The organism is Nocardia sp. NRRL WC-3656 (assembly GCF_000720265.1).
Taxonomy (GTDB): domain Bacteria; phylum Actinomycetota; class Actinomycetes; order Mycobacteriales; family Mycobacteriaceae; genus Nocardia; species Nocardia nova.
The window spans coordinates 66,423-89,482 of sequence record NZ_JOJF01000011.1 but is presented as its reverse complement, the minus strand read 5'-3'; the positions used below and the strand labels follow the sequence as shown (position 1 = coordinate 89,482).

General features: G+C 68.3%; 25 protein-coding genes. 10 read left to right on the top strand and 15 right to left on the bottom strand.

Features of this window, described 5'->3' with window-relative positions; genetic code table 11:
- Positions 1–14 precede the first annotated feature (14 nt).
- Entirely contained in the window at positions 15–1,289 is a 1,275-nt protein-coding gene (locus tag IG65_RS0116750) for a CdaR family transcriptional regulator (RefSeq protein ID WP_231509253.1), read from the bottom strand.
- 748 nt (positions 1,290–2,037) lie between these two features.
- On the opposite strand from IG65_RS0116750, the gene IG65_RS0116740 reads away from it, so the two are divergent.
- A complete protein-coding gene (locus IG65_RS0116740; RefSeq protein WP_030515860.1) occupies positions 2,038–3,255 on the top strand; it encodes a triacylglycerol lipase in 1,218 nt (405 codons plus the stop codon).
- Between the two features lie 241 nt (positions 3,256–3,496).
- Positions 3,497–3,835 carry a hypothetical protein gene (locus tag IG65_RS0116735; RefSeq protein ID WP_030515859.1) on the top strand — a complete coding sequence of 113 codons (339 nt, stop codon included), beginning with the start codon at positions 3,497–3,499 and terminating at the stop codon, positions 3,833–3,835.
- On the opposite strand, the gene IG65_RS0116730 is transcribed toward IG65_RS0116735, so the two are convergent.
- Complete coding sequence (locus tag IG65_RS0116730; RefSeq protein WP_030515858.1) at positions 3,816–5,195, bottom strand: AarF/ABC1/UbiB kinase family protein; 1,380 nt, start codon at positions 5,193–5,195, stop codon at positions 3,816–3,818. The genes IG65_RS0116735 and IG65_RS0116730 overlap by 20 nt on opposite strands.
- Positions 5,196–5,438: 243 nt before the next feature.
- Here IG65_RS0116730 and IG65_RS0116725 point away from each other — a divergent pair, with 243 nt between their 5' ends.
- From IG65_RS0116725 to IG65_RS0116715, 3 genes are all read left to right on the top strand, one after another.
- Positions 5,439–5,804, top strand: coding sequence for an STAS domain-containing protein (locus tag IG65_RS0116725; RefSeq protein WP_030515857.1), 366 nt, complete (start codon positions 5,439–5,441; stop codon positions 5,802–5,804).
- A gap of 287 nt (positions 5,805–6,091) precedes the next feature.
- Positions 6,092–6,526 carry a hypothetical protein gene (locus tag IG65_RS0116720; protein ID WP_030515856.1) on the top strand — a complete coding sequence of 145 codons (435 nt, stop codon included), beginning with the start codon at positions 6,092–6,094 and terminating at the stop codon, positions 6,524–6,526.
- A 69-nt stretch (positions 6,527–6,595) separates the two neighbouring features.
- Positions 6,596–7,273, top strand: a complete 678-nt coding sequence (locus IG65_RS0116715; protein WP_036524875.1) for a PAS and ANTAR domain-containing protein — start codon at positions 6,596–6,598, stop codon at positions 7,271–7,273.
- 1 nt (position 7,274) lies between these two features.
- On the opposite strand, the gene IG65_RS0116710 is transcribed toward IG65_RS0116715, so the two are convergent.
- The 4 genes from IG65_RS0116710 to IG65_RS0116695 all read right to left on the bottom strand — a co-directional run bounded on the left by IG65_RS0116710 (position 7,275) and on the right by IG65_RS0116695 (position 10,216).
- Complete coding sequence (locus tag IG65_RS0116710; RefSeq protein WP_030515854.1) at positions 7,275–8,231, bottom strand: acyl-ACP desaturase; 957 nt, start codon at positions 8,229–8,231, stop codon at positions 7,275–7,277.
- A gap of 9 nt (positions 8,232–8,240) precedes the next feature.
- The gene (locus IG65_RS0116705; protein WP_231509251.1) at positions 8,241–8,912 is read right to left on the bottom strand and encodes a sigma 54 modulation/S30EA ribosomal C-terminal domain-containing protein; all 672 of its coding nucleotides are present in this window, start codon (positions 8,910–8,912) and stop codon (positions 8,241–8,243) included.
- A gap of 240 nt (positions 8,913–9,152) precedes the next feature.
- Entirely contained in the window at positions 9,153–9,764 is a 612-nt protein-coding gene (locus IG65_RS0116700) for a malonic semialdehyde reductase (protein ID WP_030515852.1), read from the bottom strand.
- Positions 9,765–9,796: 32 nt separating this feature from the next.
- A complete protein-coding gene (locus IG65_RS0116695) occupies positions 9,797–10,216 on the bottom strand; it encodes a nuclear transport factor 2 family protein (protein ID WP_030515851.1) in 420 nt (139 codons plus the stop codon).
- A 186-nt stretch (positions 10,217–10,402) separates the two neighbouring features.
- On the opposite strand from IG65_RS0116695, the gene IG65_RS0116690 reads away from it, so the two are divergent.
- Both IG65_RS0116690 and IG65_RS0116685 read left to right on the top strand, forming a co-directional pair.
- Positions 10,403–11,185: an SDR family NAD(P)-dependent oxidoreductase gene (locus IG65_RS0116690; protein WP_030515850.1), complete on the top strand. Its 783-nt coding sequence runs from the start codon at positions 10,403–10,405 to the stop codon at positions 11,183–11,185.
- Between the two features lie 15 nt (positions 11,186–11,200).
- Positions 11,201–11,707: a biotin/lipoyl-containing protein gene (locus tag IG65_RS0116685; RefSeq protein WP_081879523.1), complete on the top strand. Its 507-nt coding sequence runs from the start codon at positions 11,201–11,203 to the stop codon at positions 11,705–11,707.
- Here the strand turns inward: IG65_RS0116685 and IG65_RS0116680 are convergent, their stop codons facing one another.
- Both IG65_RS0116680 and IG65_RS0116675 read right to left on the bottom strand, forming a co-directional pair.
- On the bottom strand, positions 11,708–12,097 hold the full coding sequence (locus tag IG65_RS0116680; protein ID WP_030515848.1) for a lipocalin-like domain-containing protein: 390 nt from the start codon (positions 12,095–12,097) through the stop codon (positions 11,708–11,710).
- Positions 12,098–12,126: 29 nt separating this feature from the next.
- A complete protein-coding gene (locus tag IG65_RS0116675; protein WP_036524818.1) occupies positions 12,127–12,621 on the bottom strand; it encodes a luciferase family protein in 495 nt (164 codons plus the stop codon).
- Positions 12,622–12,714: 93 nt separating this feature from the next.
- Between IG65_RS0116675 and IG65_RS0116670 the strand changes: the two genes are divergently transcribed.
- Complete coding sequence (locus IG65_RS0116670; protein WP_030515846.1) at positions 12,715–13,086, top strand: helix-turn-helix domain-containing protein; 372 nt, start codon at positions 12,715–12,717, stop codon at positions 13,084–13,086.
- Here IG65_RS0116670 and IG65_RS0116665 read toward each other — a convergent pair.
- The 7 genes from IG65_RS0116665 to IG65_RS0116635 all read right to left on the bottom strand — a co-directional run bounded on the left by IG65_RS0116665 (position 13,065) and on the right by IG65_RS0116635 (position 19,797).
- Positions 13,065–13,826 (bottom strand): alpha/beta fold hydrolase, encoded by a 762-nt coding sequence (locus tag IG65_RS0116665; protein ID WP_030515845.1) that lies wholly within the window; start codon positions 13,824–13,826, stop codon positions 13,065–13,067. The genes IG65_RS0116670 and IG65_RS0116665 overlap by 22 nt on opposite strands.
- Before the next feature lie 25 nt (positions 13,827–13,851).
- Positions 13,852–15,066 (bottom strand): FAD-dependent oxidoreductase, encoded by a 1,215-nt coding sequence (locus IG65_RS0116660; RefSeq protein WP_369801554.1) that lies wholly within the window; start codon positions 15,064–15,066, stop codon positions 13,852–13,854.
- Positions 15,067–15,131: 65 nt separating this feature from the next.
- The gene (locus tag IG65_RS0116655) at positions 15,132–16,064 is read right to left on the bottom strand and encodes an MBL fold metallo-hydrolase (protein ID WP_030515843.1); all 933 of its coding nucleotides are present in this window, start codon (positions 16,062–16,064) and stop codon (positions 15,132–15,134) included.
- A complete protein-coding gene (locus IG65_RS0116650; RefSeq protein ID WP_036524815.1) occupies positions 16,061–17,011 on the bottom strand; it encodes an aromatase/cyclase in 951 nt (316 codons plus the stop codon). Before IG65_RS0116650 ends, IG65_RS0116655 begins: the two co-directional genes overlap by 4 nt.
- Complete coding sequence (locus tag IG65_RS0116645; RefSeq protein ID WP_030515841.1) at positions 17,008–17,265, bottom strand: acyl carrier protein; 258 nt, start codon at positions 17,263–17,265, stop codon at positions 17,008–17,010. Before IG65_RS0116645 ends, IG65_RS0116650 begins: the two co-directional genes overlap by 4 nt.
- 52 nt (positions 17,266–17,317) lie before the next feature.
- The gene (locus IG65_RS0116640) at positions 17,318–18,532 is read right to left on the bottom strand and encodes a ketosynthase chain-length factor (protein ID WP_030515840.1); all 1,215 of its coding nucleotides are present in this window, start codon (positions 18,530–18,532) and stop codon (positions 17,318–17,320) included.
- Positions 18,529–19,797 (bottom strand): beta-ketoacyl synthase, encoded by a 1,269-nt coding sequence (locus IG65_RS0116635; protein ID WP_030515839.1) that lies wholly within the window; start codon positions 19,795–19,797, stop codon positions 18,529–18,531. The genes IG65_RS0116640 and IG65_RS0116635 overlap by 4 nt, the downstream gene beginning before the upstream one ends.
- Before the next feature lie 219 nt (positions 19,798–20,016).
- Between IG65_RS0116635 and IG65_RS0116630 the strand changes: the two genes are divergently transcribed.
- Positions 20,017–21,687 (top strand): acetyl-CoA carboxylase carboxyl transferase subunit, encoded by a 1,671-nt coding sequence (locus IG65_RS0116630; protein WP_030515838.1) that lies wholly within the window; start codon positions 20,017–20,019, stop codon positions 21,685–21,687.
- 14 nt (positions 21,688–21,701) lie between these two features.
- The gene (locus IG65_RS0116625; RefSeq protein WP_030515837.1) at positions 21,702–23,060 is read left to right on the top strand and encodes an acetyl/propionyl/methylcrotonyl-CoA carboxylase subunit alpha; all 1,359 of its coding nucleotides are present in this window, start codon (positions 21,702–21,704) and stop codon (positions 23,058–23,060) included.

Sequence of the window (23,060 nt, the reverse complement as noted above, 5' to 3'; positions counted from 1 at the left end):
AGGCGCGTGCCGGCTCAGGCGGAGCGGCGTGGCTGTTCCGCGGGAGCCGGGAACTCCGATGCGGCTGTCAACGGGGTGCCGGCGGCGCGGGCGATGAGAGCCGAACGCAGATACCACAGACCTTGGCTGCGGGAAGGGTCGAAACCCGTCAATTGACCGATTCGGCGAAGCCGGTAATCGATGGTGTTCGGATGGATATTCAATTGCCGTGCGGTTCGCCGCCGATTCATATCGGTGTGGAAGAACACGTGCAGCGTTCGCAGAAGTTCAGGGTGATCGTCGAGCGGGGCGATGCGATTTTCCAATATTCGGCGGCCGATTCCGGGGCGGGTCAATTGATATTGCAGCGCCAGGTCGTCGAATTTGTGTAGCCCGGGGCCGATTCCGAGGGATTCGGTGGTGTCGAGAAGTTCGTGTGTTCGCCGCGCGGCGGCGGGGATGGCGTCGGTGGCGCATCGGGTCACGACCGCGGTGACCGGCGCGGCGGCATAGTCGGCCACCACCTCGACTGCGTGGGCGAGTTCGGGTTCGGTGCAGACGCCGGAGGGCAGCAGGACGGTCCCGCCGTCCACCGACAGCATCGCCAGTGCGCGGTCCTGGAATTGGCGGGTCAGCGCCGATTGGATGCGGCGCAGCTTGCGGCCGGCGACCACGTGCCGATCGAGACCCGGGCGGTTCTCGTCCGGATGCGGGGCCACCCGGACGGCGAGTACGTAGTACTCGTCGGCGATCGGAATGCCGCATTCCCGCGCCACTTTCGAGCTCGCGTGCCCGGCGAGCAGCGCCGAGGTGAGCGTGTGCACGGCGGTGTGGTGGTCGCCGGAGGCGGCTTTCAGTTCGCGCACGTACGCCCTGCTGATGGCCCCGGTGCACAGGTCGGACAACTCCACCGCGGCCGTTGTCCACGCGATGACGCGGGCGCCGCTCGGCTCGCCCGAGCGCGGAACGACAACCTCGAGGGCTTCCGCGAACGCGACGTGCATCGCGTGCAGCACCTTCTCGATCGGCAGGTCGGCGCGAGCCCATCGAGCGGCCGCGACCTGCAAGAACGTCGCCGGGTCGGCCGTTGCGGGCGCGCTGCCGCGTTCGCTCGCCCACCGCATGCACACGCGGATCACGGCCTTCACGTCCCCGTCGAGCAGTGGGCGAGGCAGTGCGGTGAAGGGATGAATCTTCGTGCGCAGATGCGACAGCAGGAGATCGGCCAGGCATTCGGCGTCGTCGGCGGTGATGAGCCCGGTGCTCGAGGCGTGCGCGATCGAAGTTTCCGGCGCTGATCGGATCGTCACGGGTGACCTCCTCGTCCCGACTGCGGGGTGGTGTCCGGCCGCCGGCATGTTGCCGCCGGTCCAGGAATCGAAGATTAATGCGAGTTCTCGCTCACCTTCTACTCGGATTCGCGGACCGTGCTGCTGGTAACCGACAGCGCTTCGAAGTGCGAAAATGGCCCGACTCCGGGCGAATCCGAGAGTGTCGAACGCGCATAACTGTCTTACTGCTCACTTTTGCGCGAAGCTCGCGTTCCGGCCTCCCTGGCCTCCCGGTCCGGCCTCCCGGCCCCCGGCTTTCCTCATCCCGGTGTCCGGGTGGCCAGTTGTCCCGCGGGCCGTCGTCCGTGCCGATCTGGTGCCCGCTCCGCATCACGTGGCCGACCGCGTCACGCCGGAATCGGTACCAGGCCCCCGGCATCGATCGCCACTCCGCGCGAAAGGCGTTCGGGGGTGGCCGATCCCGAAACACGATCGAATCCCACTTCCGGTGTCGAGTCGCAGCTGGACCGCGCCGGAAAGAATGCACACCCGACCCGTGATCACCGAATTCCCGCAAGCCCTCGCATATCCCTCGCGCGATATCCCTGGCCCCGAACGAATCGACTGTGTGGATTCATGGCGGTCCCTGAATAGTTTGGTGAACCCATGAAGACATCACCACAACCGTCGCCGCGCGCTCGATTGTCTCCGTAGCGTTTGCTCGCGAATTCCGGAAACGTCGATCGGCGACTTTCCGGGCAGCGAATTCGACGATGTCAGGAACACCATGAAGAAAAGTATTCGCCGCAGTTGTACGAGTGCGGCCATTGTCGCGGCGGCCGCCGCGCTCACCGTGGGGCTGACCGGCGTAGGCGCCGGCGCCGACCCGGTCGGTGATCAGCAGCAGGAGCAGCAGCTCGCGGAGATGATCACGCACGGGTTGAAGAATCGGTCCGCCCACGCGATCGCCGACAGCGGTAGCTCGGGCACCGGTTCGGCCTGCACCTCGGGCAGTGGCGCGGGCTCGGGCAACGGTTCCGGTGACTGCTACGGTGGCTCCGGTTCGAGTTCGGGCTCGTCGGGTGGAACATCCAGCGACACAGTCGGTTACGGTCCGGCGCAGAGTTCGTTCCTGGCAGCTTTCGGCTACGGGCTGCTGCATCCGGATGTGGCGCCGCCGGGGACCAACGACTGGAACTGCAAGCCGACCGCGGCGCATCCGGAGCCGGTGGTGCTGGTGCACGGGACGTGGGAGAACGCCTACGACAACTTCTCCTACATCAGCCAGCCGATCCACGACGCCGGCTACTGCGTGTTCACGTTCAACTACGGCAAGTCGAACCTGATCCAGGGTGGCGGCCTGGGATCGGTGCTGCCGGGAACCAACGGCACCGGCTACATCCAGGACTCGTCGAAGCAGTTGGCGCAGTTCGTCGATCGGGTGCTGGCGGCGACCGGGTCCCAGAAGGTGAATTTGGTCGGCCACTCCCAGGGCGGTGCGATGTCGCGGTGGTATCTGAAGTTCGACGGTGGTGCGGCGAAGGTGCATCACATGATGACCTTCGGCGCCACCAACCACGGCACCTCACTGGACGGTATCGGCGCGCTCGGCCGGATGATCAACAATCTCGGCATCGACGTGCTGGGTCTGGTGGAGATCTTCGTCGGTCACGCGGGCATTCAGCAGACGATCGGCTCGGATTTCGTCAACCAGCTCAATGCCGGCGGCGACACCATGCCGGGGGTGGACTACACGGTGGTCGGCAGCCGCTACGACGAGATCACCAACCCCTACGATCTGACGTTCCTGAAGCCCGGCCCGGATGCGACGGTCGACAACATCACCCTGCAGGACGGATGTGAGCAGGACGTGTCGGATCACCTGACCATGATGTACTCGCCGCGGGTGTTGTCGATCATCCTGCATGCCCTCGATCCGGCCCAGACTCCGGCGCTGACCTGCAGCTTCAACCCGTGGCTGGTGGGTGGCGGCGGCAAACTGTGACCCCCTGATGCCCGCTCGCCGGTGTGCGGGAGGAGTCGTGGACCTCCCGGCGCACCGGCGGGCACCCTCCGCCGCGGGACAGCGGTGGGTGTTACCGACACTCCCCAACGCAGCCGTCCCAGCGCGGCGGCCGTGCCCACCGGGTGGATCGACCACCACCCGGTGGGCATCTCGGCTCTCGAGGCCCGATACCGCGCGGCCGCGGCCGCGTTCGGTGTCGACGACGAATTCGGAGGCGCCCATGCGCGATGTGCACTGCTACGCAATCGATTCCACGGTCGGCCGGTTGTTCGGCCGCCACTTCTACGGTGTCCGGCTCCAGCCGCTCGAGGACGGATACGGCTGGGTCGTCTACGGGCATCCTCCGGCCAGGCGGATCGTCGCGGCACTCGTACGTGCGGCGCGGCAGCGCGGTTCGTTCACGGAATTGCGCGATTGCTGCACCTATATGGATCTGTGTGACGGAATGGAACGCTGGTGGGTGACCGATCTGTCGGCCGACACCGACGGCTTCCTGTGCTGGCATGCCCGCGACCGAGGCTATCCCGGCGCGGTGCCGATCACGACGATCGTGCCGTGAACCGCCAGCGGGCGATATCGGCGCCGATGTCGGTCGCGGGTGGTTCGTGGTAGAGCCATTCGCGGGCGAGGCGATGCCAGTTGTTGGTGGTGTGCAGTTGTCCGAGTACGGCGTAGGTGAACAGGTCCGCGCGGCGGGAGAACACGTGCTCGGGTGGCAGGCGCTGGTGGCGCATGCCGCGGAACTCGGCCGCGCGGGGGTCGACGGCGAGAACGACTGCGCTGGTGGCCAATTCGGGGGTGACGGTGATGTCCTCGTCGATCAGGTGCCAGCCGGTCGCGGCCCAGATGTAGCCGAGGCATTCCTCGGGCGTGACTCCGGCGTCGGGATCGACGATGCCCTGGGCGACCCAGGAGTGGTAGATGTGCTCGGCGCGGTATTCGCCTGCGGCGCGGATGATCTCGCGTTCGAGTTCGACGTCGGCGGGACTCATGGCGGTGTAGAGCCCGAAGTCGACGAAGGCGAGTCGTCCGTCCGAGGTGAGCAGGATGTTGCCCGGATGCGGGTCGCCGCAGAACTCGTGGTCGGTGAACAGCGAAGTGATGTAGAAGCGGTAGATCAGCTCACCGATGCGGGTGCGATCGGCGTCGGGCAGGGATCGCATGTGCTGAAACGGTTCGCCGTCGACCAGTTCGGTGACCAGAACATCGGGGCCGCAACAGTGTTCGATGCTGTCGGGCACGCTGATGTAGGGATGGCCGCGGTAGCGGGTCGCGACGTGGTGCTGGGTGCGGGCCTCGCGAAGGTAGTCGAGTTCACTGCCGATGTTGCGGGCGATTTCGGCGAGCACCTCTTCGTCGGCGGCGCTGGGCAGGACCGCCTTCCAGAGGCGGCTGATCATCATGAGGTTGCGCATATCGGCTTCGACGGCGCGGTCGACGCCGGGATATTTGACCTTGACCGCGACGTCTCGCCCGTCGCGCAGTCGCGCGCGGTAGACCTGCCCGATGGAGGCGGCGGCGATCGGCGTTTCGTCGAAGTCGGCGAAGATCCGCGCCATCGGGCCGAGATCGTTCTCGATCACCGCGCGCATGGCGGAGAACGGGAAGGCCGGGGCCTGGTCGCGCAGTTGGGCGAGTTTGGTGCGGAACATCTCGCGTTGTTCTTCGGGGAGGAGGTCGAGGTCGAGCACCGACAGCATCTGCCCGAGCTTCATCGCCGCGCCCTTCATCCCGCCGAGCACGGTGACCAGTTGCTGGGCGGCCTGCATCGCCGAGCGTTCACTCAAGCGCCGGCGCGCTTCTTCGGTGCGGCCCACCATCGACAGCCGGGTGCCGACCCCGCGCAGCGCCTGTCCCGCAGCGAGCCGGCCCATCTTGCTGCCGCGCGAGATACGGCCGTGCGGAACCCGGTTGCTCACTGCTAGACCTCCATCGGTTCGGACCTGCCGCTCACCGCGCCGGACCGAGTGGGGGCGAGGCGAGGCCAAGCTACCGGCCCGCCCCCGAGTGTTCGGCCGTTCGGATCCACTCGCGTGGATATCACGAAAATGCGCGGCCGACGTCGGAACAGCACACAGCCGCGGCCGAGGCGGAGAAAAAAGAGGTTTGGGCTCGCGCGGCGGGGGTTGTATACGAATGTGATGTATGGCGGTGACGAGGAGATGAGTGTCTTGGTGGATGACAGCGGCTTGAGCGTCGAGGTCGACCGGACCGGCGGTGCGCTCGTCATATCGGCGTACGGCGATGTCGACGCGATGACGGCCGACCAGCTGCAGAGTGTGCTGGACCGGATGAGCGAGGCGTTCGAGGATGCCGACCAAGCCGCGCCGGTCATCGATCTGTCCGGAGTGGGTTTCCTGGGTTCGGCCGGTCTGAGCGTTCTGCACGCGGCCGCGACCACGGTGGCTCCCCGGCGGTTGCGGGTGGTCGCGTCCGGGGCGGCCAAACGTGTCATCCAGGTCACCGGCCTGGATCGGATGGTCTCGGTGTACGACGATCTGGCCAGCGCCGGCGTCACCGCTCGGTGAGCCGACAGCAGAACGCCGCCGGGTGGCGTTCCCGGCGGCGTCCGTATCAGGTCGACGTCCCACAAGCGCCTCTCGGCGAGTGGTCGCTCGAAGCGACTGAAGGGTGCGGCCCGGGGCTGTCCGGACGCCGACAGCGGATACAACCGAGACACCCGGCGAGCTATTTCCGGGCCGTGTTGTGACGTGACCCACGGGCGCCGACGTGCTGGTCGAAGCGGGTCGATGCTGCGGCGAGCCTTGTAACGGCAACGTTGCACCGGAACGCCGGGAGGACGATTCTGGAGGCCATGCGCGCCCGTGACGTGGAGATCGGGCATACCTACGTAGTGCTGGTCCCGCATCGACTGCCGGCCGCCCGCTATCCCGACCGCGAGCGACTGGGGACGTCGATGTGGATGGCGAGTCTGCTCACGGGCGCCCGGTTCCGGCTCACGGTCTCCAACGTCGACTACGACACCGATCCGGTGACGGTCGAGGGACTGCGGCTCATCGAACGCTCGCACACCGAGGTCACGCTCAGCGACGACCAGGCCGCGGCCCTGGGCTTGGCGCCGAAGCAGGGATATCGCGTGGTGGGATCGCTCGTGGACCGCACCGGCCGGGTGGCGTGCCTGCCCTCGATCGAACCGATCCGGGTGCCGGTGCGCTGGCTGCGTTCGGCCGACGATCCCCGGCTGGCGCAGACCACCCACCGCGACGCGGACCTGTGGCCCTTCATGTGAACAGTCGTCGCGGACCGCACCACCGGAACGATCTCCACCGGCCATAATTGTTTCGTGCGGCGCAACGGTATGGACAACGAACACGATCACACGACGGGAGAAACGGCACCGGTCGATCCGAGCAGTGTGCCGCGGGTCGGATCCTTCCGGTTCTGGTTCGCGACCCGGCGCTGGGAGTGGTCGGAAGAGGTGTACCGGATGCACGGCTACACCCCCGGCAGCGTGGTGCCGACCACCGAGCTGCTGCTCTCCCACAAACATCCCGACGACCGCGACGATGTGTCGGCGCGCATCGCCCGCGCGGTCGATCTGGGTGAATCGTTCTCCAGCCGGCACCGGTTCATCGACACCGCGGGACAGGTGCATCACGTGATGGTGGTCGCCGACCGCCTCTACGACGATGCCGGAGCTGTCATCGGTACCGGCGGCTTCTACATCGACCTCACCGAGACCCTGGCCGAGAGCGAGCGCGAAACCCTGTCGGCGGCCCTGCCCGACGTGATCGAGCATCGCGCGGTGATCGAACAGGCCAAGGGTGTGCTGATGCGGATGTATCGCGTCAATGCCGAGCAGGCGTTCAAGATCTTGTCCTGGCGTTCTCAGGAGACCAACACCAAACTGCGCGACCTGGCCGCCCAGCTGGTCGCCGAACTGGAGACGCTGCCGGAGGCGCAGCCGCAGACGCTCACCGCCTTCGACCACCTGCTGCTCACCGCTCACACCCGCATACCGCGCCATCCCCGCTGAATCAGGCGCGGGCCCGCTCGCGGGCCAGGGATCGATCGCGGTGCTCCTCGAAGCGCGGGATCTGCACCAGTTGCATATTCTCCAGGAAGGCGCCCAGTCGTTCCCGGGCCTGTTCGCCGCGTGGACCGAAGTCGTTGCGGCCGAAGATGTTCCATTGCCGGATCACCGGTTCGAGCACGTCCTCGTAGTGCTGGCGCAAATCGTAGACGCCGTGTTTGGCCATCAGCACTCCGTTGCGGCGGAAGTTGGGCATTCCGGCGCCGGGCATCTTGAAGTTCTCGACGATGAGGTCGATGGCCGTCATCGCCTGATCGGGAACGAGATCCAACGCGGCGGCGCACATGGTGCGGTAGAAGATCATGTGCAGGTTCTCGTCGAGCGCGACGCGCTGCAGCATGCGGTCGGCGATCGGGTCGTCGCACACCTTGGCGGTGTTGCGGTGGCTGACGCGGGTGGCCAGTTCCTGAAAGCTCACGTACGCAACCGAATACAGGAACCCCGCTTCGCCGTCGAGCAGCCGGGCCACTCCCGGGGTGAAGCCGTTGGTCATATGGGTCATGCGGGTGTTCTCGAGCGCGACCGGGTCGACGCCGCGGGTGACCACGAGATAGTCGCGCAGCACGACGGAGTGGCGGTTCTCCTCGGCGGTCCAGCGGCCCACCCAGGTTCCCCAGGCGCCGTCCTGGGAGAAGTTCTCGGCGATCTCGCGGTGGTAGGAGGGCAGGTTGTCCTCGGTGAGCAGGTTGGTCACCAGCGCCGCCTTCGCCACCTCGCTGAGCGTGGATTGCCCGGGCTCCCAGTCGGTTCCGCCCAGCATCGCGAAGTTGCGGCCGGCGTCCCAGGGGACGTAGTCGTGTGGATGCCACTCCTTGACCATCGACAGATGCCGGTCCAGTGCCGTGGCGGCGACCGGTTCGAGTTCGGTGAGGATTTCCCGTTGCGTCAACTCTCGTGCCACGCTGGTGATCTACCTTTCCGTGTCGAATGCGACCTCGGCACAGGGTGTGACGAGGGTGAGATCCGCGTCGTAGCGGCGGTACAACAGATGTCCGCGCCCGGTGAAGGCGTCGATGTGGAACAGGAAGGGCAGGCCGTGCTCGCACAGCCGCTCCACCGCCGCGGATTCGGTGAGGATGGGTGTCGGACGCGAGTGCACGGTGAAGATCCGGCCGCCGGTATCGGAGGGCGGATGCATCCGAGATCGGCGCGCCAGCCGTAGTCCCGAGGGGCCGGCCCGGTAGACGGCGGCATCCTCACCGGTTTCGGCGTCGACGAACAGGTGCACGTCGAAGTCGAGCGTGTCCATCATCGCCGCGGCCGACTTCGGGCGCAGGGTGTCGAGTGGGAATACCTTGCGGCGCACGATCTTTCCGACGCCGGGGTCGGCCAGCGCCGGTCGGGCCGGATCCGGCCACTCCCGGACGGCCGGGTCGGTGAGCTGCCGTTCCAGCCGGACCACCACCGACAGCACCTCGTGGGGCTCGCGGGTGCGCACCTGCATCCGGACCGGGCGATCGGGTAGTGCGAGATTCACTTGGACCAGCAGGGATTCGGTCTCGCCGGGAGCGGCGGTCACCCGCACCCGGGCGCCGCCTGTGACGGTGTGGCGCGCCAGCAGCCGGCCCACTGCCCCTGCCACACGTTCTGCCTCGAGTGCGGGTACCGGCCCGCGGGTGAAGATGACGATGTCCGGGAAAGCTGCCGACGACCATGCCTGAGATTCCCGCAACACCCGCTCGCCCTCTTTCGCTCACCCGGCCCGTTTCGACGCACGACAACTGTGCCGACGCGGAGGATGGCGCCCAAGGGCCGAAAGTCCCTTCGAGGAAGCACGAAATGCCCGATCGGAAATTCCGATCGGGCTTCGGGCGGGCGGAGATCAGACGGTTGTTACGACCTCGTCGTACTCCAGCCGCGGGGAGCGCGGGTACCAGGCGTCGGGGCCCGGCTTGCCGATATTGACCACGACCAGGGCGCTGTGCGTGCCTTCGGGGAAGAACTCCTTGTCGACTCCGGCGGCGTCGAACCCGTTCATCGGGCCGGCGGCCAGGCCCGCCGCGCGGATGCCGAGGATGAAGTAGCCCACCTGGATCAGCGCGTTGAACCGTGCCGATTCGGCCCGGTAGTCGTCGTCGGCGAAGTAGTCCTTGGCGTCGGGTGCGTGCGGGAAGACCTTCGGCAGGTGGTCGTGGAAATTGAGGTCGGCGGCCAGGATCGCGGTCAGCGGCGCCTTCTCGGTCTTGGGCTTGTTGTTGTCGAGCATGTGCTCGACGAGGGCGGCGCGGGCCTCGGCGCCGCGGACCAGCACGATGCGCAGCGGCTGCTGATTCATCGAGGTCGGCGCGTATTTGACCAGGTCGTAGATGGCGCGGATCTGCTCGTCGCTCACCGGCTCGTCGGTGAAGGTGTTGGCGGTGCGGGCCGTGCGGAACAGCAGGTCCTGGGCTTCGGCCGCGAGGGTGAGGTGGGTGGTGGGCTGAGCGGTGCTCACAGCGTAACTCCTTGTGGGGGTTGTGGTTTCGGTCAGTCGTGGGTGACGCGGCGGGAGCGGGTGCGCAGTTCGCCGTCGATGCGGACGAGGACGTCGTGCACCACACAGCTGGGCGCGATCTCCGGTGCCGCGCCGGGCCGGATCTTGACCACCAGGCAGTACATCGTGGCGACGATGCTGCCGTCGTCTTGCGGGGAGAGGTTGATCATGTTGAACCAGTGCCGGCGCTGCATCGGATCGCTGTCGAAGCGCTTGTGGAACTCCACCAGATCCGAGACGATCCCGGCGCGGGTGCGTGCGGGCGGGCGGCCGGGTGTGTGCTCGAATTCGGCGTCCTCGGTGAAGGTTTCGGCGTATCCGGTGATGTCGCGGTTGTCCAGGCGCTGCATCTGATCGGCGTAGAACTGCTGGACCTCGGCGTACAGCTCGGCGCGGCTGGCGACAGTGGTCATGGACGGCTCCTCGGAAGACGGTGTGGCCGCCGGGATTCCGGGCGGACCTCGATCGCGCTCCACGGTCGCCGACGGCACTCGAGATTCGGTCGAGCCCGCACCGGTTTGACCGGTCTTATAGGGCCTTTCGCGACGCTGGTGGCCGGACGGGCCGGCGTAACCGGATCCAGCACCGATGGAGGAGATATGGCGGACAGTCAGCGCGTGGCGCTGGTCAGCGGAGCGACCAGCGGGATGGGCTTGCAGATCACGAAAAACCTGGCGGCACAGGGTGTTGCGGTGTTCATCTGTGCCCGGGACGAGCAGCGGGTGGCCGATACGGCCAAGCAGTTGCAGGACGACGGATTCGCGGTGGACGGAGTGGGCTGCGACGTCCGCGACGCCGACCGGATCCGGGAGTACGTCGACGCCGGGGTACGGCGGTTCGGGCCGGTCGACATCCTGGTCAACAACGCCGGCCGCAGCGGCGGCGGCGTGACCGCGCAGATCGAGGACGAGCTGTGGCTCGATGTGATCGAAACCAACCTGCACAGCGTCTTCTACGCCACCAAGGCCGCGCTCACCGCCGGTGGCATGCTCGAGCGGGGCAGCGGCCGGATCGTCAACATCGCCTCGACCGGCGGCAAGCAGGGTGTGCTTCACGGCGCGCCCTATTCCGCCTCCAAGCACGGGGTCGTCGGCTTCACCAAGGCGCTGGGGCTGGAGCTGGCCAAGACCGGGATCACGGTCAACGCGGTCTGCCCCGGATTCGTGGAAACGCCGATGGCCGAACGGGTTCGGGAAGTGTACTCGGGTCTGTGGGGTGTCGACACCGACGAGGTGCACGCGCGGGTGAGCGCCCGGGTGCCGATCGGCCGCTATGTCCAGGTCGACGAGGTGGCCGCGATGGTCGACTACCTGATCTCGCCGGCCGCCGCCGCCGTGACCGCACAGGCATTGAATGTCTGTGGCGGCCTGGGCAACTACTGACCGCGGAGCGCCGTCATGACAACAATGGACGAAAACGTCACGCCCACACCGGAACTCGACGCCGCCCAGCACGACTACCTGCAGATACTCGACGCCATCCAGTCGGGTGCGCTGCGGCTGCTGGCCGGCTTCCCCGCCCAGCCCAGCGGCCTGCGGATCCAGGTCGGTGAGGTGACCGTGGAGGCGCAGTGGCCGCAGGGCTCGGGGGAGGCGGGCGCCAGTGCCGGCGCAGCACCGGCCCCGGCCCTCGCAACCGACATCGCGACCGAGGCGCCGGTGACCGATCCGGTGATCCGCGCACCCAGTGTGGGCGTGTTCTATCGGAGCCCGCAGCCCGGTGCCGAGCCGTTCGTGGCGGTCGGCGACCGGGTGTCGCCGGGGCGTCAGGTCGGCATCGTGGAGGCGATGAAGCTGATGATCCCGGTGACGGCCGAGGTGGGCGGGGTCGTCACCGCGATCCTCAAACAGGACGGTGAATCCGTGCAATTCGACGAACCTCTGTTCTCGTACTCGCCGGAATGATCAGCACGGGCGGGCGGACCTGCGCCAGGTGAGAATGCGGCGCTGGGTCCGCCCGTCCACTTGTGCGGCGCCGATCAGCGTCAGCACGTCACCGTCGAGGGACATCTGGCGTACCTGCTCGGTGCCGGCCCAGGCGGGATTGGAGCAGACGCTGATCGCGTGCACCACCGCCTTTCCGGCCGTGCGCCAGGTTCCGGCGTAGCCCATGAACGTGTTCGCGGCGGTGGTCTCGCCGCTGCGCATCATGCTCACCGAGACCGAGCCCTGTGCGGTGTAGATGAGCAGACCGCGCGGCGCCGGGCCCAGTGGCCCTTCGCTGCGCACATCCGCGTCGTCGATGTCGTAGTAGGACACCAGTTCCCAGGTGCCGACGAGATCAGTCGCAGTCATGGTCCTCACGATGCGTGGCGCCGCTCGAATCATGCTCGAGCGTTCCCGCGGGCGTAGTCGTAGGAGGCGCGTACCAGCTGCCAGACCTGTTCCAGTTCGTCGGCGTCGCGCGGGCCGTAAACCATCAGCAGCGTCGCCGGCAGGACGCCGGCGCGGGCCATCGGATGCTGTTCGGCCCAGCCGGCCGAAACGGCCTCGGCGGCAGCGGTTTCCGGCAGGCGCAGATGCAGGCTACCGTCAGCGTGCCCGTGCAGGTGGGCGAATTCGGTGCCGGCCAGGAAGGCGTCCTCGGGGCCGTGCGCGAGATCGGGGTGCAGATGCAGGGCGCGGGTGTCGGGCAGCGAGACCGTACTGCGGGCGGCCAGCACACCATCGAGTGTGGCCATGCGCGCCCACAGCGCTTCCTGGAGCCGGACGTCCGGATTCTGGGTGAGCTGCTGATGCGGATTGTGTGGCCGGGTGAGCGGGCGTTCGCCGCGCCGCCGGGGCAAGTGCAGGTTTCCGTGGGGTGCCGTCGCAGTCATCACTGTGCTCCTCTCGCGCCGGTGAAGGCTTCTGGTCACACAGTAGTTTCCAAAGTATAGTAGTTACCAAATGGAAAGTGCCCAGGAGTGCTCATGACGCCCGTCACGCCGCCGCCCGTAGCGGATCCGTGCCCGATCTCCCCGGTGGTCGACCTGTTCTTCGGCCGCTGGTCCACCCAGGTGCTGTGGGTGCTGATCCACGACGGGCGGATGCGTTTCAACGAAGTGCAGCAACGCATTCCGGGCGTCACGCCCAAGGTGCTGACCCAGCGGCTGCGCCAGCTCGAACGCGACGGTCTGGTGCAGCGCACCTACCATCCCGAGGTCCCCCCTCGCGTCGAGTACGCGGCCACCGCGCTGGCCGGCACCCTCACTCCGTTGTTCGACGGTCTCGCGCGGTGGTCGAACGAGCACCTGGCGGAGGTGCTGGCGGCTCGCGCCGCCTACGACGCGGGCGACGGCTGAGACGCGAATTTCAACAGCAGCCCGGCGAATTCACGCGGCATGGTGATCATGCAGTCGTGCCCGGTCGGCAGGATCTCGAGCCGTTCGGCGGGCAGGTCGGCCGGGGGAAGGGTCCGCGGCATCGCCGCGCGCATCGCTTTGAAGGCCTCGCCGCCCTCGCTGCAGTGGATGTGGGTGACGGGAACGAGTGCCAGATCGTCCGGATTGCGCAGCGTCAGCGGCTGGTGGAACGTCTTCAGCGACTGGGCCGTCAGCATCGAGGCCACCCAGCTCAGGTCGGGTTCCTCGGTGACGCCGTTGATTCCGCTGTCACCCATCGGCTCGGTCGGCGGGGGCACGCGCCAGCCGTCTCCCACGGCGGCGGCCGCGGTGGTGAACGCCTCGACCATCTCCGGCATGATGTCGGCGACGGCTTCGCCGTCTCGTGGCACGAAGGTATCCACGTAGATCAGCTCGGCGATGCGGTCCGGGAACCGGTCCGCGAGCGCGGTGACGACGATCCCGGCATAGCTGTGGCCCACCAGGATCAACTCCCGCAGATCCTCGGCGACGATCAGCTCGGCGAGATCGTCGACGTGGGTGTCGAGTCCCACGTCGGGAGTGAGCTCGTCGGCGCGTTCGCCCATACCGGCGAGTGAGGGCGCGAAGACACGGTGGCCGGCCGCGGTGAGCAGCGGGGTCACCCGCTGCCAGGCCCAGCCGCCGTGAAACGCGCCGTGAACGAGGAGATAGGTCGACACGACAGGTCCTCCTGGGTGCTCGAAACTAGGTACCGGAAACGATGAGATGGTCGCCGTGGGCCGGCGGGACGTGCTCGGGCCGGATCCCGAGCCCGATCACCCGTGCCACCACGTGTGAGAGTCCGGGGAAGCGACGCAGCAGCCGGGCCAGCAGCGGCTTGTCGGTGCTGGGTCCTCCCGCGTTCGGATACAGGTCGGCGAGCAGTCGCAATTGCGCGAATTGCACCACCCGCATGGGGAATTCGCGGCGGCGCTGCACCGCGCGCAACCGCGCGAGATTCGGCACGCCGCCCGCGGCCAGTGTGGGCGCCAGCAGCCGCGCGGCGGCGACGGCGTCCTGGACCGCGAGGTTGATACCGACGCCGCCCGCCGGCGACATCGCGTGCGCGGCATCACCGATCGCCACCAGGCCGGGCCGGCACCAGTGCCGCAGCCGGTCCACCCGCACATCGAGCGGCTTCACATCGTCCCAGTCGCGGATCGCGGCCTCGAGCCCCGGCGCCAGCACCGGATAGATGGCCGCGAGCTGTGTCCGGAACCCGGGCAGCCCACCGGCCCGGATCGCCTCGAATCCGCCTTTGGAGATCATGTAGGCGACCTGCAGGTAGTCGCCGCGATCGATGCAGACGATGAAGAAGCCCTTGCCGCTGCGAACCGTCGGCAGGCTCTCGCCCACGGGTTTGCCCACCCGGAACCACAACACGTCCATCGGCGCGCGGCTCGCCGCCACCGCCAGTGCGCCGCTGGTGCGCACCAGCGAATTGCGTCCGTCGGCGGCGATCACGAGACGGGCCCGCACCTCGAGCGGACCGTCCGGGGTGGCGGCGCGCACGCCGGTGACGGTGCCACCGGACTCGCGCAGTTCGGTGACCTCCGCCCGTTGCAGCAGACGGAATCCCGGATACCGGCGACCGGTTTCGGCGAGGAAGTTCAACACGTCCCACTGCGGCATGAACGCCACGAACGGAAACCGGCCGGGCAGCCGGCGGAAGTCGGCGAACACGACCGGCCCCATCGCGGTCGCCATCGGCAGCTGCGGAGCCCGCACATGCGGCAGCCGGAGAAACTCCTCGGCGAGCCCGAGTTCGTCCATCACCGTCAGCGTCGACGGATGCACCGTGTCACCGCGGAAGTCGCGCAGGAAGTCCGGATGTTTCTCCAGCACGAGAACTTTCGCTCCGGACCGGGCCAGCAGCACACCGGCGACCAGTCCCGCCGGTCCGCCGCCGACCACACACACATCCACGGTCTCGGCCGTGCCCGTTTCCCGCTCGGCTGTGCCGACCTCTCGCTCGCTGCGCTCGCTCATGCCAGGCACGCCGGTAGCCGGCCGTCGTTGTAGCCGACCATCTCGTCGAAGATGGCGAGCACGTCCAGCGGCGCCCCCGGTGCCGCGCCGTCGGCCTCGGCATATGCGCGATGCAGATTGCCGACCACCCGTTCGGCATCCACCAGATCGGCGAACTCGCCGGGATCGGCCTCGAGGGCGATGCCGAGCGGAGTCAGCCCCAATGCCCGGCCGTCGAGCGCCAACCTGACGATCCACTCCAGATACCGGATCGTCTGATCGAAGATCTCCGGTCCGGTGACCGGACCATGGCCCGCCACAACGGTTTCCGCGCCCAGCCCGGCCAGCGTCCGGACCGCGGCGAGGGTGCCCTCGACCGAACCGAACAAGCAGAACGGCGCCGCGCCCGACATCACCAGATCCCCGGCGAACAGCACCTTCTCCGCGGGCAGCCACGCCACCACGTCGTTGGTGGTGTGCGCCGCCGGACCCGGATGGATCAGCTCGACCCGCCGGTCGCCGACGTGCAGGGTCAGCCGGTCGGAGAAGGTGACCGTGGGTGGCGTGACTCGCACGTCGCCCCACCGGACCTGCGGCCACAACTGCGTCAGGGCCAGCCCGGTCTCGATCATCTCGGCGCGGATCCGGTCGTGTCCGATGAGCACCGCAGCCGGCCCGAACAGATGGTTGCCGAAGTTGTGGTCGCCGTGGTGATGGGTGTTGACCACGGTGCGCGCCGGCCCGCCGGCGACCCGATCCACGTGCTCGATCAGGCCGCGGGTGCGGTCCTCGGTGGCGAGGGTGTCGATCACCAGCGCACCGTCGGGCCCGGCGACGACGCCGGCGTTGCTGACGCACCAGCCGCCGTGGCCGTGGGTGTAGGCGAAGACACCCTCGGCCACCTCCTGCACCACCGGTTCGGCCAGGCGCGGACTTCCGGTCGCCGTCATGACGGGGTTTTCGCGGAGTCGGCGCGGCGGGCCGCGATGTATCGCACCGCGCACAGCAGGGTATTGCGGCTGTTGGTGCCGAGGGCCTCGCCGAGATAGGCGCGCGCCTCGGCGAGTCCGGTTCCGGCACCAAGGATTTCGCGCGCGGCGGCGGGGTTGATCGCCACCGTGTGGCGGGCGGTGACCACCACGCCGGCGGGATCGTCGGCGAATTCCCAGGCGCCGCTGTGCCCGAACAGCATCGCGGGCGGCAGCTGCTGTTTGTAGTCGATGCGCTCGGCCGGGACACAGATCCGGATCGACCGGGTGGTGTGCGGGATACCGCCTTCGGTGACGGTGTCCATCTCCATCATCTGCACCCCGTCGGCGTCCTCGGTGAGATCCACCCGGCCGACGTGCGGAACGTGCTCGGGCCAGCGGTCGCTGTGATAGACGAAGTCGTAGAGCTCGGCTGCCGTCGCGTCGAGGGTCACGCGATCTTCGAAGGTGACGATGATGTCGTCGACCGGATGCCCCAGCTCGGCGATCCGAGCCAGCGCCGCCAGCTCGGCCACGCTGTTGCGGTCGACCGCTCCGGTGATCACGTCCGGATCCACACCGTCGGCCACGGTGAAGTGGTGATCGAGGGTGACAGTCGTTGTGCGCGGGCCGGTTTCGTCGAACGTCCACTGGCCGCCCATCGAGGCGATCGGCGCCCGGCTGCGTTCCTGCTCGAAGGTGATGCGCCGGCCGGCGGGGTCCAGGGTCCGGCGCGAGGTCCAGTCGGTGACCTGCCCGTTCACCGTCGCCCACAGCCGGAACCGTTCCTCGTCGGCACCGCGGTGCAGATGCCGCACCAGCACACTGGGTTCGAAGATCACCGGCCAGCGCCCGACATCGGCGACCAGCCCGTAGACCTCGTCCGCGGGGGCCTCGACGACACGGGTGTGAGTCGTGCGGATGGTCATGCCACACCCGCCAGCTGCTGGTTGACGATGTCGATCAGCTCCTGCGGGGTCTTGACGTCGATGAGCTGTTCCTCGGGGACCGTCACCCCGAACTCGCGCTGGATACGCGAGGCGGTTTCGATCAGGGCCAGCGAGTCGTAGCCGAGCTCCTCGAACTCGACCTCGGCGATGTCACCGGCGAGTTCGGGGGCGTCCTCGTCGCCGCCGGCGCAGGCCACGAGGATTCGGCGCAGGGTGTCGATGGTGATGGTCATGATCTGCTCCTGAGTGCATTCGAAGGGAGGGTGCGATTGCTGTGCTGCGGGGTCAGCGCGGGTGCGCGCGGACGACCACCGCGGAGTTGAAACCCCACCGGCCGCGCGCGAGCACCAATCCGGCGCCGAGGTCGGCCGAGCGCGGTTCGCCGCGGACCAGATCGATCCGGCATCCGTCGGCGAGTTCGGTGGTGGCCACGGTCGGCGGGATCACCGCGTCGCGCATGGCCAACAGGCAGGTGACGATGTCGAGGGGGCCGGCGCCGGAGAACAGCCGCCCGGTGAGCGGTTTCGTGGCGGTCACCGGGACTCCGCCCGGCCCGAAGACGGCCTCGAGGGCCGCCGCCTCGGCACGGTCGGCGTCGGGGACACCGGCGGCGTCGGCGAAGACGACATCGATGTCGTCGCTGCGCAGTCCGGCATCGGCGAGTGCCAGTTCGATGGCCCGCTGCAGTCCCGGCGGGCGCGGCGAACCCGGCGGCGGATCGAAAGTCTGCGCGTATCCGGCGATTTCGCCGTAACAGTCGGGCACGCCCCGGGCCTGGGCCGCCGCGGCATCCTCGAGGACCAGCATGGCTCCGCCCTCGCCCGGCACGTTGCCCGCCGCCTGCGTGTCGAACGGCAGATAGGCACGCGCGGGATCGGTTGCGGTACTGACCGTTCCGGCCGCGATGTGGGAAACCCAGCCCCACGGGTCGAGCGCCGAATCGACGCCTCCGGTGACGACCAGGGGTGTGCCGCGGCGCACGGTGCGCCGGGCGTGGCCGACGGCGTCCAGGCCGCCGGCCTGATCGGCGACCAGCGCACTACTCGGTCCCCGCATGCCGTGCCGGATCGAGATCTGGCCGGTGTTCACCGCATAGAACCAGGCGAACGACTCGTACACGCTCACGTGCTCGGAGCCGCGCGACCACAGCTTGTTGAATTCGCGGTGGGTGAATTCGAAACCGCCGGAAGCGTTTCCGGTGACCACGCCCATGCCGTAGTCGGTGAGTGCGGTGGGATCGACCTTCGCGTCGTCGAGTGCCCACTGTGCGGCAACCAGTGCCATCCGCGTGGAGACGTCGGTCTGCGGCAGCAGCCGGCTCGGCAGGTATTTGCCGGCGTCGAACTCGGCCACCTGGCCCGCGAGTGTCGCACCGAACCCGGTGGTGTCGAAGCGGGTCAGCGGTGCGATCGCCCCGCGGCCCGCCAGCACGGCATCCCAGAAGTGGTCCAGGCCCAGCCCGTTGGGCGCCACCACACCCATCCCCGTCACGACGCTCATGCCGGCACCCCCTGCGGGCGGCGCAGCACCATCGCGCTCTGGAAGCCGCCGAAGCCGCTGCCGACGCTCAGTACCGTGTCGATGCGGTGGTCGCGGGCGGTGAGCGGGACGTAGTCGAGATCGCATTCCGGATCCGGCTCGTGCAGATTGGCCGTCGGCGGCACCACCTGGTGCTGCAGCGCGAGCAGGCAGGCCGCGATCTCCACCGAGCCGATCGCGCCCAGCGAATGCCCCACCATCGATTTGATCGAACTCATGGGCGTGCGGTAGGCGTGCTCGCCGAGACTGCGCTTCACCGCGGCGGTTTCGTGGCGATCGTTCTGGCGGGTGCCCGAGCCGTGCGCGTTGACGTAGTCGACGGCGGTGGGATCGACCCGCGATTCGTCCATGGCCACCCGGATCGCCTCGGCCATCTCGCGGCCGTCGGCCTTGAGGCCGGTCATGTGGTAGGCGTTGCAGCGCGTCGCGTAGCCGGTGATCTCGGCGTAGATGTGCGCGCCGCGGCGGCGGGCGCTGTCGTACTCCTCGAGCACGAACATCGCCGCGCCTTCGGCGAGGACGAATCCGTTGCGCGAGTTGTCGAACGGGCGCGAGGCGTGCTCGGCGTCGTCGTTGCGCGGCGTGGTCGCCTTGATCGCGTCGAAGCAGGCCACCACGATCGGTGTGATCGGGGTATCGGCGGCGCCGGCCAGCACCACGTCGGCGGAGCCCTCACGGATCAACTGCACCGCGTGCCCGACCGAGTCGAGCCCGGAGGTGCACCCGTTGGACACCATGGCGACGGGCCCCTCGGCGCCCACACTCCACGCCACCTCGGCCGGCATCACACTCGGCACCATGTAGTCGAACATGTAGGGCGAGACGTGCTTCTCGTCGACGACCCAGTTGCGGCCGGAGTCCGACAGCACCAGATATTCCTGTTCCAGGCTGGTCGCGGCGGCCACGGCACTGCCGAGGCTGACGCCGACGCGCTGCGGATCGAGCGCGTCGACGGTGAGGCCGCTGTCGGCGACCGCTTCCCGGGCACACACCACCGCGAACTGCGCGGCGCGGTCCATGCGGCGAATCTCCCTGGGTGACAATCCTTCCCGGGCCGCGTCGAAATCGGCTTCGCCGGCCACCTGCGACCGGTAGGGCGAGGCGTCGAAGAAGCTGATCCGGCGGGTGGCGGTGCGCCCCTCCGAGAGCAACTTCCAGAATTCGTCCTTGCCGTTACCGCCGGGCGCACGAACCCCGAGCCCGGTCACGACGACACGACGGTTCATAACGAACCTCCGAATACATTGGCGTACACAGCTGTTGTCCCTTCTCGCCGAAGAGTCCCGAAAGTCCCCGAGATCACGATCAGGGTGAAGCGGGCCGCTCTAGCCCCGCTCGAGCAGCGCGATCGAGCTGTCCTCGAGGGCGCCGCGCGAACCTGGGCACACCGGACGCTGCGGTCCGGCTGACCGTGGCCGATCGAGCACAGGAGACACCCCGTGAAGATGCCGCCAAGCTCCCACACCGCGGACTGGGTACTGTGCCCGGGCTGCCGGATTCCGCTGTATCGCAAGCGTTTCGAGCGAGACCTGGGCGTGTGCGGCGAATGCGGCCGGCACACCACCCTGTCCGCCGAGCAGCGATTGCGCCAGCTGGCCGACGAGGGCCGGTTCGAGCCGCTGCCGATCGCCGGCACCGAGGACGACCCGCTGAACTTCCACGACGTCGTGCCGTATGCCGATCGGCTGGCCGGCGCGCGGGCGCGCACCGGACTACGCGACGCGGTCGTGTGCGCGACCGCCCGCATCGAGGGCTCCGCGGTCGTGATCGTCGCCATGGACTTCCGCTTCCTCGGCGGCAGCCTGGGCACCGCGGTGGGGGAGATGATCACCGTGGCGGCGGAATACGCCCTGACCGAACGCATTCCGCTGCTGCTGGTCACCGCCTCCGGCGGCGCCCGCATGCAGGAGGGGCCGCTGTCGCTGATGCAGATGGCCAAGACCAGCGCGGCGCTCGAGCAGCTCGATCGCGCGGGCATCCTCACCGTCAGCCTGATCACCGATCCGACCTACGGCGGTGTCGCCGCCTCGTTCGCGACGCTGACCGACGTGCTGATCGCCGAACCCGGCGCCCGGCTGGGCTTCGCCGGGCGCCGGGTCATCGAGCAGACGATCCGCCAGGAACTGCCGCCGCAGTTCCAGACCGCGGAATTCCTGCTCGAGCACGGCCTCATCGACATGATCGTGCCGCGGTCGGGCCTGCGCGCGACGCTGGGTTCGCTGCTGCGCATCGCGGGCCCGGTCGATCCCACCGGCGAACCGGGTGCGGCGGCCGGCATCGTCACCGATCCGCAGTCGCTGCCCGAGACCCAGGCGTGGGAGCAGGTCCACCGAGCGCGGCAGATCACCCGGCCGACGGCGCTGGACTATGTGGCGCTCGCGTTCGACGGATTCCTCGAACTGCGTGGTGACCGCATCGGCGCCGACTGTCCGGCGGTCGTCGGCGGACCGGCCTGGCTCGGCGGCCAGCCGGTGATGGTGATCGGCCAGCAGAAGGGTCACGATCCCAAGGAGCTCATGGCCCGCAACTTCGGCATGCCGACGCCCCCGGGATATCGCAAGGCCGCCCGGCTCATGCGCCTGGCCGAAAAGCTCGGCCTGCCGGTCGTCACGCTCATCGACACGCCCGGCGCCTACCCGGGCGCGACCGCCGAGGAACAGGGCCAGGCCGTCGCCATCGCCGAGAACATCCGCCTGATGTCGGCCCTGCGCGTTCCGGTGATCAGTGTCGTGATCGGCGAGGGCGGCAGTGGCGGTGCGCTGGCGCTCGCGGTCGCCAACCGCGTGTTGATGCTGGCCGACTCGGTCTACTCGGTGATCAGCCCCGAAGGGTGTGCGGCCATCGTGTGGAACGATCCGAGCGCTTCGGCCGAAGCCGCTGCGGCACTGCACATCACGGCCCGCGACCTGTTGCGTCTGGGCATCGTCGACGGTGTACTGCCCGAGCTCGGCCACGACGATGCCCTGGTGCCGCACGCGGCGGCCGAGCGGCTGCACCGCGCCCTGGCCGAAACGCTGCAAGCCTTGATCGGGCGCAGCGGTGAGGAGCTGGCGGCGCAGCGGCGGGCCAGATTCCGTCGCTTCGGACTCCCCGTGGCCGCTCGCACGGCGGCCTGAGAGAGGCGGCGCGAATGTTCGACAAGATTCTGATCGCCAACCGCGGCGAGATCGCCTTGCGGGTGGCCCGCACCTGCCGGGAAATGGGCGTGCGCACGGTGGCGGTCTATTCGGCGGCCGACCACGATTCGGCGGTCGTGGATTTCGCCGACGAGGCCGTGCGGATCGGTCCGGCCGCGGCGAAACGCAGTTATCTCGACGCGGCCGCCATTCTGACGGCGGCTGAGATCACCGGCGCCGACGCCATCCATCCGGGCTACGGATTCCTTTCGGAATCACCGGATTTCGCCGATGCCTGCAGGGCCGCCGGGGTCACCCTCATCGGGCCGCCCGCGGATGTCATGGCCGAGCTGGGCGACAAACAGTCGGCACGCACGCTGATGGCCAAGGCCGGGTTGCCGCTGCTGCCAGGCAGTCTCGACGCTCTCGAATTCGACGAGGCGCAGGCTCTCGCCGACCGGATCGGGTATCCGGTGATCATCAAGGCCGTCGCCGGCGGCGGCGGACGCGGGATGGCGGTAGTACACGACGGCGCCGATTTCGCCCGCGCCTACCGGGACACCCGGGCCACGGCCCGCATGCTCTTCGGCGACAGCCGGGTGTATGTCGAGCGGTATCTCGACCGCGCCCGGCATGTGGAGGTGCAGGTGCTGTGTGACACCTTCGGCGCGGGTGTCCATCTCGGCGAGCGGGATTGCTCGGTGCAGCGCAGGCACCAGAAGCTGGTGGAGGAGTCACCGGCGCCGCGGCTGCCGGAGGGGCTGGCCGCGCGGATCGGCCGATCCGCGGTCGACGGGGTGCTCGCGGCCGGATACACCGGAGCCGGCACCGTCGAATTCCTGCTCGACTCGGCCGGCAACTATTACTTCATGGAGGTAAATTGCCGCATTCAGGTCGAACATCCGGTCACCGAAATGGTCACCGGTATCGATCTGGTCGCCGAGCAGATCAGGATCGCCGCCGGCGAACCGCTGGCATGGACGCAGGATCGCATTCAGCCGAAGGGGGCCGCGATCGAATGCCGGATCAATGCCGAGAATCCGGCGGCCGGATTCGCGCCGACACCCGCCACGATTTCCGAATTCACCGCGCCCGGCGGTCCGTTCACTCGAGTCGACACACATATCCGGGCGGGTTATTCGGTGCCGCCGAACTATGATTCGCTGCTCGCGAAAGTCATCGTGTGGGCTCCCGATCGCGATGCCGCGATAGCGCGGATGAACCGGGCGCTGACGGAATTCCGGGTCGAGGGCGAACGATTGTGCACCACTCGAGAATTTCTGCTGGACGTCCTCGATCAGCCGAAATTCCGAGCCGGTACCCATACCACCGCCCTGGTGGAAGAAATGTTCGAGGGTACCGCCCCGGAATGA